Annotated in this window: 20 protein-coding genes and 1 pseudogene; 7 read left to right on the top strand and 14 right to left on the bottom strand. The window is 37.5% G+C overall.

Annotated features, from left to right (window positions below):
• Positions 1-70 precede the first annotated feature (70 nt).
• Positions 71-640: a photosystem I assembly protein Ycf4 gene (locus tag AN486_RS13370; RefSeq protein WP_027402431.1), complete on the bottom strand. Its 570-nt coding sequence runs from the start codon at positions 638-640 to the stop codon at positions 71-73.
• 549 nt (positions 641-1189) lie between these two features.
• On the opposite strand from AN486_RS13370, the gene psbD reads away from it, so the two are divergent.
• The 4 genes from psbD (at position 1190) to AN486_RS13350 (ending at position 5605) form a co-directional block, all read left to right on the top strand.
• Entirely contained in the window at positions 1190-2245 is a 1056-nt protein-coding gene (gene psbD, locus AN486_RS13365) for a photosystem II D2 protein (photosystem q(a) protein) (RefSeq protein ID WP_015080309.1), read from the top strand.
• Positions 2229-3611, top strand: a complete 1383-nt coding sequence (gene psbC, locus AN486_RS13360; RefSeq protein WP_168637227.1) for a photosystem II reaction center protein CP43 — start codon at positions 2229-2231, stop codon at positions 3609-3611. The genes psbD and psbC overlap by 17 nt, the downstream gene beginning before the upstream one ends.
• 213 nt (positions 3612-3824) lie before the next feature.
• Positions 3825-4805 carry a hypothetical protein gene (locus AN486_RS13355; protein ID WP_053538236.1) on the top strand — a complete coding sequence of 327 codons (981 nt, stop codon included), beginning with the start codon at positions 3825-3827 and terminating at the stop codon, positions 4803-4805.
• A 176-nt stretch (positions 4806-4981) separates the two neighbouring features.
• Positions 4982-5605: a Uma2 family endonuclease gene (locus AN486_RS13350; protein ID WP_290601031.1), complete on the top strand. Its 624-nt coding sequence runs from the start codon at positions 4982-4984 to the stop codon at positions 5603-5605.
• A 10-nt stretch (positions 5606-5615) separates the two neighbouring features.
• On the opposite strand, the pseudogene AN486_RS13345 reads toward AN486_RS13350, so the two are convergent.
• Positions 5616-6450: pseudogene (locus AN486_RS13345) on the bottom strand (SWIM zinc finger family protein).
• A gap of 285 nt (positions 6451-6735) precedes the next feature.
• Between AN486_RS13345 and AN486_RS13340 the strand changes: the two are divergent.
• Positions 6736-6885: a hypothetical protein gene (locus AN486_RS13340; protein ID WP_027402426.1), complete on the top strand. Its 150-nt coding sequence runs from the start codon at positions 6736-6738 to the stop codon at positions 6883-6885.
• A gap of 77 nt (positions 6886-6962) precedes the next feature.
• Here the strand turns inward: AN486_RS13340 and AN486_RS13335 are convergent, their stop codons facing one another.
• On the bottom strand, positions 6963-7643 hold the full coding sequence (locus tag AN486_RS13335) for a tetratricopeptide repeat protein (protein ID WP_168637226.1): 681 nt from the start codon (positions 7641-7643) through the stop codon (positions 6963-6965).
• Between the two features lie 401 nt (positions 7644-8044).
• Between AN486_RS13335 and AN486_RS13330 the strand changes: the two genes are divergently transcribed.
• Positions 8045-8371, top strand: coding sequence for a YbjQ family protein (locus tag AN486_RS13330; RefSeq protein WP_027402424.1), 327 nt, complete (start codon positions 8045-8047; stop codon positions 8369-8371).
• Between the two features lie 331 nt (positions 8372-8702).
• Positions 8703-9341: a hypothetical protein gene (locus tag AN486_RS13325; RefSeq protein ID WP_053538239.1), complete on the top strand. Its 639-nt coding sequence runs from the start codon at positions 8703-8705 to the stop codon at positions 9339-9341.
• A gap of 26 nt (positions 9342-9367) precedes the next feature.
• Here the strand turns inward: AN486_RS13325 and AN486_RS13320 are convergent, their stop codons facing one another.
• The 11 genes from AN486_RS13320 to AN486_RS13270 form a co-directional block, all read right to left on the bottom strand.
• Positions 9368-9916: a carbonic anhydrase gene (locus AN486_RS13320; RefSeq protein ID WP_053538240.1), complete on the bottom strand. Its 549-nt coding sequence runs from the start codon at positions 9914-9916 to the stop codon at positions 9368-9370.
• A 201-nt stretch (positions 9917-10117) separates the two neighbouring features.
• Positions 10118-11806 (bottom strand): SulP family inorganic anion transporter, encoded by a 1689-nt coding sequence (locus tag AN486_RS13315; protein ID WP_053538241.1) that lies wholly within the window; start codon positions 11804-11806, stop codon positions 10118-10120.
• A gap of 242 nt (positions 11807-12048) precedes the next feature.
• Positions 12049-12309 (bottom strand): hypothetical protein, encoded by a 261-nt coding sequence (locus AN486_RS13310; protein ID WP_053538242.1) that lies wholly within the window; start codon positions 12307-12309, stop codon positions 12049-12051.
• 135 nt (positions 12310-12444) lie between these two features.
• On the bottom strand, positions 12445-13092 hold the full coding sequence (locus tag AN486_RS13305) for a Uma2 family endonuclease (protein ID WP_081424152.1): 648 nt from the start codon (positions 13090-13092) through the stop codon (positions 12445-12447).
• Between the two features lie 71 nt (positions 13093-13163).
• A complete protein-coding gene (locus AN486_RS13300; RefSeq protein ID WP_015080921.1) occupies positions 13164-13391 on the bottom strand; it encodes a type II toxin-antitoxin system HicA family toxin in 228 nt (75 codons plus the stop codon).
• Positions 13388-13600 carry a type II toxin-antitoxin system HicB family antitoxin gene (locus tag AN486_RS13295; RefSeq protein ID WP_053541194.1) on the bottom strand — a complete coding sequence of 71 codons (213 nt, stop codon included), beginning with the start codon at positions 13598-13600 and terminating at the stop codon, positions 13388-13390. Before AN486_RS13295 ends, AN486_RS13300 begins: the two co-directional genes overlap by 4 nt.
• Before the next feature lie 76 nt (positions 13601-13676).
• Positions 13677-13958, bottom strand: a complete 282-nt coding sequence (locus tag AN486_RS13290; RefSeq protein ID WP_053538243.1) for a hypothetical protein — start codon at positions 13956-13958, stop codon at positions 13677-13679.
• 185 nt (positions 13959-14143) lie between these two features.
• Positions 14144-14377 carry a HigA family addiction module antitoxin gene (locus AN486_RS13285; RefSeq protein WP_053538244.1) on the bottom strand — a complete coding sequence of 78 codons (234 nt, stop codon included), beginning with the start codon at positions 14375-14377 and terminating at the stop codon, positions 14144-14146.
• 84 nt (positions 14378-14461) lie between these two features.
• Positions 14462-16897, bottom strand: a complete 2436-nt coding sequence (locus tag AN486_RS13280) for a hypothetical protein (protein WP_199924386.1) — start codon at positions 16895-16897, stop codon at positions 14462-14464.
• Between the two features lie 450 nt (positions 16898-17347).
• Positions 17348-17815, bottom strand: coding sequence for a hypothetical protein (locus tag AN486_RS13275; protein ID WP_053538247.1), 468 nt, complete (start codon positions 17813-17815; stop codon positions 17348-17350).
• Positions 17816-17864: 49 nt separating this feature from the next.
• Positions 17865-18071 (bottom strand): hypothetical protein, encoded by a 207-nt coding sequence (locus AN486_RS13270; RefSeq protein ID WP_053538248.1) that lies wholly within the window; start codon positions 18069-18071, stop codon positions 17865-17867.
• Positions 18072-18357 lie beyond the last annotated feature (286 nt).

Raw genomic sequence — 18357 nt, 5'->3', positions numbered from 1 at the left:
CAGATCCCCGACTTCTCTAAGAAGTCGGGGATCTGATTCTTATTGTTCACCAATCCAAAATCCAAAATTCCTAGAGTCCTTCTAAAGATACTCCTAAAAAACGAGCTAATTCCGCACCTTGGGTTTCCAAATCTGCCAAAGATAAGGGTTGACCTACTCGTGTAAGGGGAATATCCCGTCTACCTTTAACCCGAAGATATAAAGCGCGTTGAGGATTCAGACCTTCCTTAATCAAAATCTTGACAGATTGTACATCTGAAATCCTGCCGTCAATTTGGATTTGACGATTTTTTCCGGGAAACCCCCAACGAAAGATTTTTAATGTCCCCGTTTCCCGATTGAACTCATTATAACCACCACCTAAATCCCATAGAACTACAAGCCACAGATATGTAGCTAATAGCAAGCCAGCAGCACCATATAGTCCCATCACCAATCCTTGAGGGACAAATATTAGTTGTGTTGCATCAGTAACTATGAGTAAATTAACTTTGAGATAACTAGAAATACTAGCTAAGAAAAAACCACTGGCTCCCATAGTCACAATACTTGCCCACCAGTAGTTACTAAACCGACGTGAACCAAGAACCTTTTGAGAGAGGATGTTCTCGCTTTTATTAATTGTTGTTGATACGGTCATTAAACTACCTTGGACTATCTTTCTCAAGTCTGCCACTGAAGCAGTCTGGATTGCAAGTTATCGAAGAGATGACAATGAATTTTATCCTCAACTTGCAGGATTTCAGGGCGCAGGCCATTCAGAGAATTTAGGGCGCAGGCCATTCAGAGAATTTAGGGCGCAGGCCATTCAGAGAATTTAGGGCGCAGGCCCTGCGCCCCTACGAAGATTTATGAGAAAATCTGTGTCAAATTGTTAAAATTCTGATATTGATAGAAAATATTTAACTTCCTGTTCTATATCCAGCCCAAATTCTGACTAATGTGATAAGTTAAGAATCATTACGTTACCAAAACCTAGATTGCTGGTTAACGGTAGCCGATCATGTCATAATTTATGAGAAATGATCACTTTGTCAAGCAATCAGTTCTCACAATCTTAGCGTCTGTAAAGCTGCTAGGATTGAAAAAAAACGTTGAATTCCTCACGGCAGATGATATAAATCAGTAAACTTGCTGAAACACTGCTTAAAAAACGTTGAAATTTTAGTAAAAACGAGGATTTTAGTAAATGACCATCGCAGTTGGACGCGCCCCCAGTAGAGGGTGGTTTGACGTATTAGACGACTGGCTAAAGCGCGATCGCTTTGTATTCGTAGGTTGGTCAGGAATATTACTATTCCCCTGTGCCTTCCTCGCATTAGGCGGTTGGCTAACCGGTACAACCTTCGTCACCTCCTGGTACACCCACGGACTAGCATCTTCTTACTTAGAAGGAGCTAACTTTTTAACAGTAGCAGTATCCACACCAGCAAACAGCATGGGACATTCCCTGTTGTTCCTGTGGGGTCCTGAAGCTCAAGGTGACTTCACCCGTTGGATTCAACTCGGTGGTTTGTGGCCTTTCGTCGCCCTACATGGCGCATTCGGTTTGATTGGCTTCATGTTACGCCAATTTGAAGTAGCCCGTCTCGTCGGTCTTCGTCCTTATAACGCCCTTGCTTTCTCCGGTCCTATCGCCGTATTCGTCAGCGTGTTCCTGATGTATCCTTTAGGACAATCTAGCTGGTTCTTTGCACCTAGCTTTGGAGTAGCCGCAATTTTCCGTTTCCTCCTATTCCTACAAGGTTTCCACAACTGGACACTCAACCCCTTCCACATGATGGGTGTAGCGGGAATCTTAGGTGGAGCTTTACTTTGTGCCATTCACGGTGCCACAGTAGAAAACACCCTATTTGAAGACGGCGAAGGTTCAAACACTTTCCGCGCCTTCAACCCTACCCAAGCTGAAGAAACCTACTCCATGGTGACAGCAAACCGTTTCTGGTCACAGATTTTCGGAGTTGCTTTCTCCAACAAACGTTGGTTACACTTCTTCATGTTGTTTGTCCCTGTGACAGGCTTGTGGATGAGTTCCATTGGGATCGTTGGTTTAGCATTAAACCTCCGGGCTTATGACTTCGTTTCCCAAGAATTACGGGCAGCAGAAGACCCAGAGTTTGAAACTTTCTATACCAAAAACATTTTACTAAACGAGGGTATCCGCGCTTGGATGGCTCCTCAAGATCAACCCCACGAACAGTTCGTATTCCCAGAGGAGGTACTTCCACGTGGTAACGCTCTCTAATAGAGTTATTAGTGGTGGACGCGACCAAGAATCAAGCGGCTTCGCTTGGTGGTCCGGCAACGCCCGTTTAATCAATTTGTCTGGTAAACTACTTGGCGCACACGTTGCCCATGCTGGTTTAATCGTCTTCTGGGCTGGAGCAATGACTTTGTTTGAAGTCTCTCACTTCGTCCCAGAGAAGCCTATGTATGAACAAGGCTTGATTCTGCTTCCTCACCTCGCCACACTGGGTTGGGGCGTTGGTCCAGGTGGTGAAGTTTTTGATACATTCCCCTACTTCGTTGTCGGTGTACTTCACCTGATTTCCTCCGCAGTTCTAGGCTTTGGCGGTATTTATCATGCCGTTCGTGGTCCTGAAACCTTAGAAGAATATTCTGCCTTCTTTGGTTATGACTGGAAAGACAAGAACAAGATGACCAACATCATCGGCTTCCACCTGATCATCCTGGGATGCGGTGCGTTGTTATTGGTGCTGAAGGCTATGTTCTTCGGTGGAGTTTATGATACATGGGCCCCAGGTGGTGGTGATGTGCGTGTGATTACTAATCCCACACTCAACCCTGCAATCATCTTCGGTTATCTAATCAAAGCTCCCTTCGGTGGCGAAGGCTGGATTATTAGCGTTGATAACATGGAAGATGTTATCGGTGGTCACATTTGGATTGGTTTAACTTGTATTGCCGGTGGTATTTGGCACATCTTCACCAAGCCTTTTGCTTGGTCACGTCGTGCCTCCATTTGGTCTGGTGAAGCTTATCTATCCTATAGCTTAGGTGCGCTCTCCTTAATGGGGTTCATCGCTTGCGTTATGGTGTGGTTTAACAACACCGTTTACCCTAGCGAATTTTACGGTCCTACTGGTCCTGAAGCTTCTCAAGCTCAAGCTTTAACCTTCTTGATTCGTGACCAACGTTTGGGTGCTAACGTCGGTTCTGCCCAAGGTCCTACCGGTCTAGGTAAATACTTGATGCGCTCTCCTACTGGTGAAATCATCTTCGGTGGTGAAACCATGCGCTTCTGGGATTTTCGTGGTCCTTGGTTAGAGCCTCTTCGTGGACCTAACGGTCTTGATTTGGAAAAAATCAAGAATGATATTCAGCCTTGGCAAGCTCGTCGCGCCGCTGAATACATGACCCACGCGCCTTTGGGTTCTTTGAACTCTGTGGGTGGTGTGGCTACGGAAATTAACTCCTTCAACTATGTGTCTCCTCGTGCTTGGTTGGCGACTTCACACTTCGTTTTAGGATTCTTCTTCCTCATTGGTCACTTATGGCACGCAGGTCGCGCCCGGGCTGCTGCTGGTGGTTTTGAGAAGGGTATTAACCGTGAAACAGAACCAGCAATGTTTATGCCTGACCTTGACTAGGTTTTTCTAGGCTTAATTACTGACAATATAATGCTTTTGATAGCTCTTGCCTAACCGCAAGGGCTTTTTTTGTATTTTTCTGTGTAAGTTCACACATTAAGCTTTGTTAAGCAAGAGTAAAAATTTAAAATAAATTTTGCACAGGTACTTACAATAATTAAACATTGCTGCTAATATACAATGTAACAAATAAATCTTACTAAGGGTCAAGTAATGAATAAGCTAAAGTTCAGCACTTCTGTATTGACAGTTGCTGCTGGTTTGGTAATGGGGACATCAATAAATCAAGTTGTTATTGCTGAGGAAGTTGTTGCAGAACCAATTACTCAGCCAGTAGTTACAAATGAAGTTATTGCCACATCAATCACTCCTGAAAAAACTGAAACTCATCCTCAACCAGGAACTTTCAGTTATAGTGCTGGTGATTTACTGGCAAAAAGACCACTGGATTTAGATATATTTTGCAAAAGTTATCCTTTAAATTCTCGCTGTACTGAGCGTTCTACTCCATCAAAACCACAGCCAGAAGAATCTAAACCTACCGAAGAAGCAAGCCAAACTCCTGTAAAAACTAGCGGTTGGGCAATTACACCTGAAATTAGTACATTAGGTGTTGGTGCAACAGTCACTAAGTCCATAACACCTAATGTCAATGCTAAATTAGGCATTAATGGCTTAGGTATAAGTAGAGATGTTAGCTTGTCCGATGTTGATTATAAGGCTAACCTCAACCTATTTAATGTGTCTACCTTAATTGACTACCTACCTTGGAAAAATGGTGGTTTTCATTTGACCGGAGGTTTGGTATTTCAAGATAATAATTTGGAAGGAACTGGGAAACCCAAGAATGGTGTGACCATTAGGATCAATGACAAAGACTATAACAGCACAACTGTGCTTACATCATTGAACTCTAAAGTTTCCTTTCCCAATAGTGTCGCACCATATATTGGACTGGGTTGGGGTAATGCTGTGAAGCCTGGTAAACATTGGGGATTCTCCACAAATTTAGGTGTAATGTTTGCTGGCTCCCCAAAGGTATCATTAACACCTGGGTTTGGTCCAGATGCAACGCCTGCTTTACAACAGGAAATTAATACTAACATCGAAGCAGAAAGGAAAAAACAAGAAAGCGATCTGAATTGGTTAAGTGTTTATCCTGTTTTTTCTCTTGGTATTTCTTACCAATTCTAGTTGACAATTTAGGGTGTGTCAGATGTTGAAAATATGTTTATTGTTACTGAGTTATCAACCTTGACGCACCCTAAAAGAGATGTTTAGTATCACATTTGCATAAATTCTACTTTTAATTTTCCTCTATACCAGTTGCTATAATTAAATTAACTTGTATTTTATTCTTAGATATACAAATGCTCATCACCAAACATCGCGCTGATAGAGTCATGCTTCATAACATCAGTTGGCAACAGTTTGAAAATCTTCTCCAAGATTTGGGAGAAAATCGGGCTGCTAGGGTGGCTTATGATGATGGAAATTTGGAAATTATGACCCCTTTACCAGAACACGAACAATATAAAGAAGTAATTAGTGATGCAGTTAAAGATATCGCTGAAGAGTTGGATTTAGACTATGAAAGTTTAGGTTCAACTACCTGGAAAAAAGAACGCAAAATGGCAGGAATAGAGGCAGATAATTGCTTTTATTTTCAAAATGAACCATTAGTTAGAGGTAGATTAGATTTAGATTTGCAAAAAGATCCACCTCCTGACTTAGCTTTAGAAATTGATGTTACGAGTAAGTCTTTAGACCGTTTTCCTATTTATGCTCGTTTGGGAGTTTCTGAAATTTGGTGTTATGATTCTGGTGAGTTGAAAATCTATCTTTTGCAAGCTGGGGAATATCTAGAATCCGAGAAAAGTTCAGTATTTCCTAGTTTAGAAATTCGGGATTTACCAAAAATAATTGAACAAAATCGGGCAAATGGTAGACGGTCAATTAGGAAGGCTGTTAGGGAATGGGTACATCAGAAATAATTAAAAATATTCATCTCCCTACATTCATCGCTGCTAAAAAAGCTTTTTGACTGACATCTTGATAAAGGGATTTTAAATATTTCATCACCAATTCACCAGCAGGAGAATTAGTTGGATTTTCTTCATCTTTTGCTAAAGGAATTGTCCCTAATGTATCTAATACTGTTTCACTAACCGCAGGTGAAATTACTACTAAAGACGATTCTAACGGCTGATTATATTGCCAAAAATCATCTATTTTAACGGGATATTTATTTCCAGAAACTTCTGGTTGAATTGCCGATGTTTCCTGAATTGTCTCGACATTTTTAGTGCTGCGTAATTGGCGTAAGTCGCTGATAATTTGCTCTTTGGTGCGTCCACGTAGTTGAAATAATACAAAGGGGGTCTTCACTAAAGCGATCGCCTAATTGATAATATACTGCACCTATATGTTTACAAGGAACAGCCTTATCAGGACAAGAACATTTACTGTGAACATCAGTAAGAGTAAAGGGAAACAACGATAAACCATTACTGATAAAAACTTCTTCAATATTTTGTGGCATTTCTCCCGCTAATAACTTAGCCGCAAAAATCGCCTTTTGGGACATAGTTTCCACCACATAACCCCATTCTTCATCACTAAAAGCATCAAGAGATAAAGAAACCTTATAAGGTTCTGCTTCACTACCTTGTACCCTCGCTAATACTTTCGCAGCTTTAAATTTAATACTGAGAACATTTCCTTGTCGAGAATAATTTCTTGCCCGTTCTAATCGCTTTTTAAATCGGTAAGAATCTAGTAGATCTAACCATCTTTGTGACCACCATTCCCGACTTGCTTGTAAGGTTTCGTTACTCATAATCTTTGATCTTTTTGTGGTGTCATAATCCAGTTCCCTCCCCGATGCTTTGGGGAGGGTTAGGGTGGGGTAAAAAATATTTGATACATCAACCATAACTTTTCAAACACCCTCTTAGCCATACTCCTGAATGGGCGCAAGCCCTGCGCCCCTGCCTCTTGCCTTGCTATAACGACAATTTTCAGTATAGATAAGATATATGAAGAATATGGGCAAATAGATAATCACAGTATTAAAGTACAAATGTCACCGATTAAAAGATTGAAAAAAAGGGGCTATAGTATTATGGCTATCTCCAAAATGTTTGCTGATATGGCTCAGTTTATTTCTGAAGCCTTCATGCGGATTTTCACCCCTGCTAATGATGCCTATCCTGTGATTGGGGTACAGCCCTTTACAGGGAAAATATATAAAAAAGGTAAAGCAGCTTGGTAACACTGAAGATTTTCCTCCATCCTAAAAGTAGGGACATGGTAAAAATTTTGATACCATGTCCCTGTTTTTAATTGATTCTAACCGCCTATTTCTTGCAGCATTGCTTGTATTCTTGCAGCACCTTCCGCGTCATTTCCCTGCTGATATAAATCTAATGCCTTTTTGAAAACTTTGTTTGCTTGTGTCGTTTGTCGTCGTTGTTTAAACATAGAACCAATTAACTCATAGGTGCGGGGATTATTTTTATCCAAATTAATTGCTTGTTCATAAGCCCACATGGCTGATTTATAATCACCTAAGCTAGTTTGAGCAACTCCTAATCCTAAATAAGCGTTGAGATTATTCCGATTTAACTGGATAGCCCGACGGTAAGCTTCTTTTGCGCCTTTGTTATCTTTTGTACTACTTTTCAGATAACCAACAGCATAGTAAAAATCACTATTATTAGGATTAATGGCAATAGCTCGACGATAAGCATCTAAAGCGGAGGTGAAATTGCCTTGTTGAGTATATAAGTAGCCAATCCCAGCATAAATTCTTTCATTTTTGGGATCTAATTTTGCGGCTTTTTGATAAATAGCGATCGCTCCATTATAATCTTTAGAATCTACCAGTCTTTTCCCCTCATCTATCAAGTTTTTCAACTCTGGATTATTCACCTGTGTCAGTAGGACATCAGCTTTTGCTACTACAGGTGTGCTAGTAAATAAACATCCTAATAATAAGGCACTTAACAGGACTGATGTTTTTTTGTACATAGTAAATTTTCCTAAATTTTCTTAACCCGTTTTTATTAGTACATTAAAACAAAAATATTGATCTTTGTAATCTGTATTTATTCACATTTATAGAATATTAATAATTTATTAAAATTACTTGACATCTTCATAACTATAGGAATCCGGTTTGATTCCTGAATTTTCCGTTGAGTTAGGGAACAGGGAACAGGGAACAGGGAAGAAGGATTTCAGTATGTACCGAGTTCTGTATGGCTACGCCACGCAAGCTATCAAAAATCAAATAGGAGTCCTATATAACAATAAATTAATCCTTTCGCCAACCAATACTGATAAATTACACAAAATTGCAGGTATAATGGAGTGTGGAACGAGGGTTCCCCCTGAATTTGGCTATAGTCATCTAATTTCTCCATAAATGTATGCTTTTAACTACTACTGATGTGATTCAAGGTGCTGTAATTCAATCCTACTTAGGTATTGTTACAGCAGAAGTTGTCTATGGTAGCAATTTTCTCCGGGATTTTTTAGCGAGTATTCGGGATATTGTTGGTGGACGCACTGGCAGCTATGAGCGTCTCTTTGAAGAAGGGCAGCGGAAAGCAATGGAGGAATTAGAACAAAGAGCGCAACGTTTAGGCGCAGATGCTGTTGTCGGTATTGCTGTTGATACTGGGACAATTAATGTTGATCAATCTGGTGTTTTATTAGTAATTACAGCCACAGGAACAGCGGTCAAAATTCGTTAATATTTTGATAATTTTGCCATTTTCAAACATTTCTCATCTAGCCAATTTATAACTAAAGAAAGGGTAAACAACTCTTTCTATTGATAGAGATTGAGAATTATAATTAGCGATTTAATTTTAAATATGGGCATAAAAAAGATTTGATATAGCGGTATGCACTCTTGGTGAGATACAGTCAGCAAATCGTAAAGCCTGTAGGGGTTTTCCCTCACTCGATTGTATTGCACCCTAAAGATAACTGCTATAAGAAAAAATTCAAAACCAAAGATTTTTCAGGAAAAATATCCAAAATATAAGCAACTTTGCCGCAATAGCAAGGGAGAAAATAGCTATGTCATACGTAAATCGAGTCGGTGAGGAAATAAGTCCTTCTGAGTCTTTGATAGCTAGTAGAGTCACTGAATATCGGGACAGAGTGCGCTGGGGGCCAATAGTTTCCGGTGTGTTAGTGGCTTTAGCAACTCAATTAATATTGAGTTCATTTTTTAGCGCCCTTGGTGCAGGGAGAATTGCTGAATCCTTAGCACCAAGAACAGTTGCTCCTACTATTATTAGTAATGTCGGAATTTGGTCAACAATTGCATTATTACTATCCCTATTTATTGGTGCTTGGATCACTACCCGTGCTTGTGGACCCATGCACCGAGATACAGCAATACTCAACGGGGCAATTCTTTGGGCAACAACTTTAGCACTTAGCTCTTTTCTATTAGCAAATGGAGTCTGGGGTGCTTTTGGGGTAGTGGCTTATAATGCAGCACAAGTTATTAATCAACTACAGCAACAAGGTAATGTCATAGCACCAAATGCACCGATATTAACTGCTGAACAAACTCGTGATGTTGCTGCTGCTACTTCGAGAACTTTGTGGTTTTATGTTTTTGGTTCTTTATTAGGTTTACTTACTGCTTTAGTAGGAGCAGTTGCCGGCGCACGTACCACCTCTAGAACTAATAATTACAATTCTTGATTGAAAGGATTAAAGATGTTCCATTTTTAAAGTTTTGGTAAAATTTGTTGGAATTCTCCTTGATTGAGAGTTGCAAAATACAGTTCAACTTTAAGATCAGGATAGCGATCGCAAATTGATGAATAAGCTTGATTTAAATAATCTGTATGTACTTGCAACTCTCGTTCTGGATCTTTGCTTAAATTAGGGTCAATCATCATTGCATAAGCCCCACAATCCTGATGATCAATGATAATCACTTTGTTGATATGATGGAGTTTATAGGATATGTCTAACTGATCCCAAAATGCTTCAGCATCAGACTTGTGGGGGAATCCTGTTAAAGCTAATGAAGCACCAGCTAAAGCTGTTAAATCATATTTATCTGTGAGATTTTTATTCCTTAAAAAAGACTGTTCTGCTGTCAAAAACCGGAAGTCAATACAACTCAGAACTAAAGCTTGGGATTGATTGACTGTGGCTTTTGCTGGTGTCGCTGATTGCAGAACAGTAAATCCCACTGCTGCGGGAAGGAAAGATCTAAGAAAATGACGACGACTAGAACAACAAAGACATTGATTGATATTTTTATTCATGTTTTACAAAAGAAGGGAACAGGGAACAGGGAACAGGGAGCAAATAAGAAACACTCATTTGCACCAGTTTAAAGCTCAGTCAAAAAAAGGATGTTTTTAAAAGATGCGTAGCACGAAGAAAACAGTGTCATTATTTCAATCTCATGTTTGTAAACATGAGTTTTTCCTGTTCCCTGTTGCCCGTTCCCTGTTCCCTCTGAATTAGTCATTTAATTCCATTAATTCTTTTGATTTCAAATCAATTGCTCCTGGTTGCGAATATTCTATAATTTCAGGAGAGATAGAATAAATAGCATCTGTGGTTGTTTCAAAACAATTGGACAAACCAATAGTTTTTAATAATCCCGAACGTTCTAGCAGTTGTTTAACTTCCGGTTGTAAACCTGTGAGAATTAAACGACAATTATGGCGTTCTAAGTCGTGGTAAATATCCTCTAAAGCCACTAACCCAGTTGTATCCATATTTGGCACAAACCGCAACCGCAGAATTAAATATTTGACTTCTGGTTCATCTCGAATAAAGGTAGCAAATCTCTCCGCAGCCCCAAAAAATACCGGACCATCTACTCGATAAACAGCAATTTCTTTCCCTAATTCTAGCGAAGTTCCGGGGGGGAATACTTCGGTTTCGGGAATCTTCACTAAACTTAAATCACTCATGCGTTTGATGAACAAAGCGCCGGCAGCAATTAATCCTACCTCGACAGCGAGAACTAAGTCAAATAAGATTGTCACCAACCAAGTCAGAATCATCACCGCAAAGTCGGAATAGGTAGCCCGCATTAACAAGCCAATGGCTTCCCATTCAATCATTCGCACACTAACTACCATCAGGATTCCCGCTAATGCCGCTAGGGGAATCTGTGCCGCTAGGGGTGCTAAAGTTAGCACAATCATGGCTAATGCAGCGCCGTGAATTACTCCAGATAGTCGGGTTTTTCCACCAGAACGGACATTAACAGCAGTTCGCGCAATTGCCCCTGTGGCAGGAATACCAGCAAAAAATGGGACAATGATATTTGCTAACCCTTGACCAATTAATTCGCGATCGCTATTATGTTTCTCACTGACCGTCATACCGTCAGCTACAACCGCTGATAATAAAGATTCAATACTTCCCAATGCGGCTAAAGCCAAAGCTGGATTAATTAGTTCTCGAATTACACTAAAATCATTCCAGTGGGGAATCCCTTGGGGCATGGGTAAAGATTGGGGAATCGCGCCAATTGTGGGAATATTCAAATGGAAATAAGTAGCTATTCCCGTTGCTAACACCAACCCCACTAAAGAACCGGGTATGGTATTATTTATTTTTGGCCATAAAACTGTAGTGACAATTACCACAATTGCCAGTCCCACTGCTGCCCAATTTAAAGCTTCTACATGAGTTAAACTTTGCCAAACTCCCGGCAAAAAATGTTCACTTCGGGGTAGTTTTAAACCAAAGAAATTATTTAATTGACCACAAAAAATAATAACAGCAATCCCATTAGTAAAACCTGCTGTCACTGGGTAGGGAATAAACTTCACTAGCTGTCCGAGTTTGGCTACACCCAAAGCAATTTGGATCATACCAGCCATTACTCCAGCAATCCAAACTTTCTCAATCCCGTATTTAGCAACAATTCCCACCAAAACCACGGCCATTGCCCCCGTTGGTCCGGTAATCTGGACTGGAGAACCGCCAAAAATGGCCGCCACAATTCCCGCAACAATAGCAGTATAGAGTCCCGCTTTTGGTTCGACTCCACTGGCTACAGCAAAAGCTAAAGCCAAAGGTAATGCTACTACTGCTGCTGTTAATCCTCCCGTCAAATCGCCACGCAGATTACTAAACCAGCGCCTCAGACGCAAAAGCTTTGATTCTTGGAGGGTATTTGCGATCGCCATATTGTTATTTCAACTCTTATACAAAATTAGTTGATACACGCAGTAATAGTTATTTACTTGTTAGTAAGGTTTAATTTTGCTCTCTAAAACATCGCTGTCTACCAAACACGCGATTTTTTATTGTATTTATTACAAGATAGTTCTTCCTTATCGAAACCACCATAGCAAATTTTAAATCAATTGTCAACCCCCAATACTTCATATTGGCGTTGAACAGTGAAAAGATTACTGCAAGACACAACTTACCACTTCAAAAACGCTTCCTCAATCCCTTTCTCTCTTCTAATTTTGGCATCAATTTCAAACCAGGTAATAATTTGCTTTGTCGTCAATTCCTCAATAGAAACATCATATTCCTTGGCAATATGTTGTAAAATCCGCAAAGAAGAAATTGTCAATCTACTTAAAAACTTTTCAGGAGAAGATAACAAAGCCGCGTCAACTTGAGCGGATTCTTCTGAAGATAAAAATTGAGTTGATGATTGATTAGGTGAGATATCCATAAAAATTCAAAGTTCTGTTTAATTGCCTTTCTACCATTAAATCATATTATTGTCACCCCTGAGCAATAAAAGCCGAGCAATAAGTAACTCAACCTTAAAAAACATAATACGCAGATCACCGACTTCTTAATTTAATCAAGAAATTTGTGTTTTTAACCAACTCCGAAAATTTTTAATCATTGACACCTCACCCACTTGTAAACTAGAAGCTAAAAACTGAGGAACTTCTGTATTTAAAGGTAAATTTGCAAAGGTTGGTGAACCATTGCAAGGAATATATTTATCCTCAGATAAACTATAAATTTGCATCACAGGTTCATCATAACGCCAAACTTCAGGAACACCTAAAGCTAAATAAATCGGTAATTTATCAATAGAAGAACTAGCATAATCAACTTCTATGACTAAATCAGGTGGAGGATCTTGAGTTAAATCTAAACTGGTTTTATTTCTCATGATTGGTTCATTTTGAATATAGAAACTGGAATCAGGTTCTACACCTCTAGCTAAATCTTCTCTTTTGCAAGTTAATGAACCAGTGCTTTTGACATTGAGATTTAACTCTTCAACTAAAACAATAATTAGATTTTGTAACAAACGGTTATTATGTTCATGGGGCATTAATGGAGTCATAATTTCTAGAATTCCCTGATTATAAGTAAACCTGTTATGGCGATCATCACCTGTTTCTAATAAAATTCGTTCAAATGTCTGCCAAGAAATATGATGGAGAATGACGCTATTGGTGTGAGTGTCGCTGTGAGTAGGTGCTAGAGTTACCATAGAAATTTACCTCGCAGTTTTAATTGTTCTATTATATCACTTTAGGGAATATGGAAAATTCTCCCTAAGAACTAATTTAAAAGTTCTATCAATTCATCTTTAGTTAAATCTGCATCTCGAATTATTTTTACTAATAAACCTTTTCCGATAGTTTTACCACTATGAGAAGGAATAGAAACAACTCGATTATCTTCATGTTTCATTCTGACATGACTTCCCTTTTGTCTGACTATATAAAAACCTACTTTTTCTAATGCAGCAATCAGTTCTTCTCCTGTAATTGTTGGTAATTTAGTCATGATAATACTACTTTTTGCACACCAATAAATTCTGTGGTTAATTCCTCTTCTAGTTCTTCTAAACACATTTCAATAACTTCTTTAATATTTTTAATGAGTTCATCAATAGTTTCTCCTTGACTATAACAGGCTTTAAGTTGGGGAACTTCACCAATATACATACCATCTTCATCTCTTTCAATTACTACATAAAATTCTTTGTTTTTCATGATTTTATTTGTCATTGCGATAGTTTACTAATAGGGTTAGCAATATTCAACTCTTATTATAACACAAAGGAAAGTTCTATAGATCCTTCCATGCTTCGTCTTCCTCTGGAACAAGCCAAATTTTATTTAATGATGATTCACTCATTTCTAAAAATTCTTTAACCAATATTTTATCATCATCTGTATGAACAGATTGTAAATTTTTAACTACTTCTAATGGCAGTCCAGTTAGTTTGACGATAAAATCTAAATCAATACCTTCTCGTAACATATTTACCGCAACTTGGGTTAAACCTTTCTGTAAACCTTTTTCCCATGCTTCTTGTAATGTTTGTGCTGGAATTGATAGGTTGTTCATATTTTTTATATTTATGTAGTTGTATTTTTGTAACCCGATTATATTGTATCATAAAATGATTGATAACCCTGAGTTGATAAGAAAAGGTTATCAATTTTTAACTTTGACTTATGAACATTCAAATAAAAATTTATCGAAAGCGATCGCAGAAGTTTTAATACAGTTATCAGGTGGGGGAAGTTGGTTTAATAAGCATTTTGCAATCTTAAAAAATAACCATCTGAAAATCTAAAATAGAGCCAAAGGCATAAATTTATATCTGCTGTTATTTTAAGTTTACCTGTAATAATTCCTTGAATAGTAGGATAAGTTAAACCTAAATTAACAGCTAAAGTATTTTCGCTGATATCTAATTCTTCTAAAAATTGATATTTTAAAATTTCACCAGCATGGGGATTATATAGTAAGTTGTTTTCCATGACTTTTTCTCCTAATGGTAATCCACTATTTCTACATTATAAGCATTTCCATTTTCCCAAATGAAACAGACCCGCTTAAAACCGTTAAAACTCTTGCCTCCAAGATTCTACCAAGTTTCTATCTACCAGTTGATCTCCCTCATCCCAACTATATTGTCTGATAGGTTCTCCTACAGATACAACTTGATAATGAAGCAACTTCTCTTTTGAAACTACAAGTAACCCAACATTCAGTTGCCATTTTTCTTTTATTTCGTTCTCTTTTTGACCCCATAGATAAAACGTATCATTGAGCAGAAGATGTACACCAATTCCTTTTTCAGTTGCTTTTTGTGCCACATCGCTCACAAGGGAATGTAAGTCACAGGTAACTGATATACTCACAACACCTAAAACTACTACTTTTGCGCTTACAAGAACTGCTGTTTCAATTAATTTTTCAAGATGCGCTATTATTTTTTGTACGTTTTCTTCATTGATGATTCGCCAAAACTTACATTCAACAAGTATGAAAACATTTTTCACAATTATGAATAGATCAATGTCAGAGAATTTATCTTTTTCCCCTATTTTGTGAAGGTCTCCTCCTAGTTGAATGTGTCCAGAAGAAGCAAGCCAGGATAAAAAAACTGCTGCTGATAGTACAGCTTCTCCACCAGTTTTAAGAAAACGGGCTGCTAATTCATTAGGTTTATATGCAAATTCTAACTTATCCAAATTGTCAAACTGAAAATTTTCTTTACAACCTAACTGGAAATTTTCTGCACAACCATTACATTCAACAAATTCATTAATTTTTTCCAATTTGTACCAGTCTTTTAACCCACAATATGGGCATTTTAGGGCATATCCTCGGTATAATAAACCTGCTTCCAATAATGCCGGAAGATTTTGCTCTACTATATTCTTTGCATCTTTCGTATTCTTTGCATCTTTCCGGATCAGATTTAATTCTCGTTCTAAATATCCTTTTATTTCCGAAAATTTTAATCCACTTTGTTCAGATTTATGTGAATACTTTAATTTATTTCCATCTAATTTATTGATTTCCGAGGATTCACTAGTACCAAAAGCCCTAAATATTTTCGCTCCACCTGACATAATTAAATCTCTAGTTTTATCAAAACCTCCAAAACGCTTAATAAAACCTTTAGCATAGCGAGTATGATCATTTAATTCAAAAAATAAACCTTTAATTTTTAACCATCTTGCAATAATTTCTTCGCTTTCAGGTAAATATATACGGCATTCTTCGTTAGAGTAAACTAACCCCGTAACACCCTTGTTAGCAGGTCGTACAGGTTGTGTTTTCCCCTGTTGCCAATCTTTGAATAGAGGGTCTTGAGCATTTTCTGAATATTCGACTTGTCGTATGTGATTAGATAGGAGTACAGCAGAAGTTTGTGTAAAAGGTGCAGAAAACGATTCACCAGAGGCAAAGTCAATTTCTGCATCATATCCAAAAAGATAATTAGAATTTTCGTGTCCAGAGGGTATGATAGGACTAAAGCGTATGGATTTATCTAATGATGAAATTTCTCGTGTTGTAATAACTGGTTTGCTAGAGTAAACGTTACCTGGCTGAAAATCAAACCCGGAATTATTATAAAAAACTCTTACAAAAATATTTCTATCAAATTTATTAAAATTATTATGAATTTGGTTTGCTAAATTTATCGCTTCATCATTTGATAAATTAACATAAATTCTCAATTCCTGCATTGAGAGAAAAAATTTAGACAAAATTGAAATACATTCTTCTAAGTTTTGCAGGAAGTCTTTTTTAGGCAAACAGAACTTATTAATATAACCTATATCTAAACGGCGGTAGTTCCAAAAAATAGCTGCGATATTAATATCATTAGATTCATAAAGGAATAAATTGCAAACTTTTTCATGATCTCGAACTGACCAGCCACCTGAAGACTGTGTATGTACAATCTCCATTTTCGTCATAGAGAGTGAGTTTGTGAATATTCTTGTTGCTGTTAGTAAGCTTGCCTTGAGCAAAAATTCAATAGAATCAATGGTAATTGACCGAGCATTTAGATGGTTTTTTAGGTATCCTTGATATTGATTCGATGGTTTACCAAATTGCAGAAATATCTCATGTCCAAATGTAGAATTATCTGAAATCAAGCAAATATTAGTGTCCGATAAGGGATTTTTGTATATAGAATTTAAAACACGAATAATATGTGGAAATTCTCGAATTTGAGAACCATTTACTGTCTGCAATGGAAGACGAAGAAGATGATCATTCAAATTAGCTATGTCTTCAATTCGCTCTGATAAAAGTTTTAAACAACGACTTGGAAACTCATCTAAGATTTCAGTGACATTTTCTGGAATGTCTTGCTCTGGCAAGAAAATATAATCAGGATTAATTGACTCTAAGGCGTACTGCAAAAGGATAAGTTTATCAGTATCATCAGGTACTGGAAAGATAGCATTTGAAAAGCCACCCCATAAATGTGTGTAAAGTGTCACCGCATTTTTCAGGTCTGTTGTTGTATTCACTAAGTAAACTAAGCGGAGAGGGCGCGGTTTGAGTTTCAGTATTGCCTCATGCTGCATAATAAAGTAATGCCTGTAAATTTTTTGAGTAATTCATATTACTTAATTATCATACTAAATTGCATAGTTTTCAGTTTCCGATCAGAAATTAATTTAGTAACACTTTGAGACAACACCGTAAACCATAATATCAGCAGTTAGAGAGTAGGAAAGAGATAAGAGCGAGCTGATGAAGAAGACCGGCTGCGTTTAAATTGTATTGGCACAATTGAAGATTTAGCACGTCAAAAAATTGAATTACAAGATGCTCAAATACTGACCTTTTATAGCGAAGATTTAGAAGTAGAGGGAATGGTTAAACATTCTCCAGAAGAGAATATTTGGGTTGCGGTGATTGATTGGGATAACATTAGACAAGTAGAAGATATATCTAAATTGATTAAAATATAAAAATTACCCCAAAATATCCGTCAACTTCTCCATCAAATCTTCCGCTAATTCCAACAACTTAACTTCATCAATATCACTATTACCAGAAGCGCGACAACTTCCAGAAACCACAACATCACCAACTAAAAAATCCTTAGCAGCAAAAATCCGATCTTTATCCGTTAATTGACTCAAACAATATTCTAAACCACCAATAATTTCATCAATAGACTTATCCTGTAAACGTTCCTTTACCTTTACTGCAACCACATCATTACTTTCTAAGAAAGTAGTAAGTTTCTCAATATAACCGGGTTCATCGTCATCATCCCCCCAAGTTTCCAACCAATCACCATCTATATCTTCAAAATATAAATCAGCCGCTTCTAACCCATATTTAATAATATCATCTTCTAATTGACGGGCTGATTCTAAATGCTGTAAAAACTGTTCTAGTCTTTTTTGACGTTCAGTAATTTCTTGGTTAATCATAATTACCTCTGTGAGAATTTTTGCTATACAGAATCAAACTAACGAAACACTATAAATTTATTTTTTGATAAATACCATTGTTCAGATTATCACTCTTATCTAGTGCTAAATTAACTATCTGATTGATAAAATCACTTTCACCAGGATTAAAACTTAAAAATAATCCTCTCTCTATTCCCCAAGAAATCAAAGTATCTTCCCAATCATCAGCTTTTGTTTGTGTAAATTCTTGAGATTGGCTAGCAGCAATTCTCATTTTGAAAAAAATAAAGTATTAGCCCCGATTTTGGAATTCAAAATATAGTACAAAGTAACTATTTTTTAGCCATTGCCTCTGGCTAAAAAAACAGTCGGGTTGAAAAATAAGTATGAATACTCAATAAACTAGAGAGATTGCTTGACAACGAATGGGGAAAATCCAGTTTATCGTTCGGGTTTTAGAATAGGGAATCCAAGGGAAATAAAAATTTATAATTGTTGTCAGATGATGTAAAATCGGTGAGTTAAAAATCTGATAGTGCATCAAATTACTCAAACATGAC

The organism is Anabaena sp. AL93, assembly GCF_001672085.1.
GTDB classification, from domain to species: domain Bacteria; phylum Cyanobacteriota; class Cyanobacteriia; order Cyanobacteriales; family Nostocaceae; genus Dolichospermum; species Dolichospermum heterosporum.
Note: the sequence above shows the minus strand (reverse complement) of the source record. Positions and strands in the feature narration are given on the sequence as shown.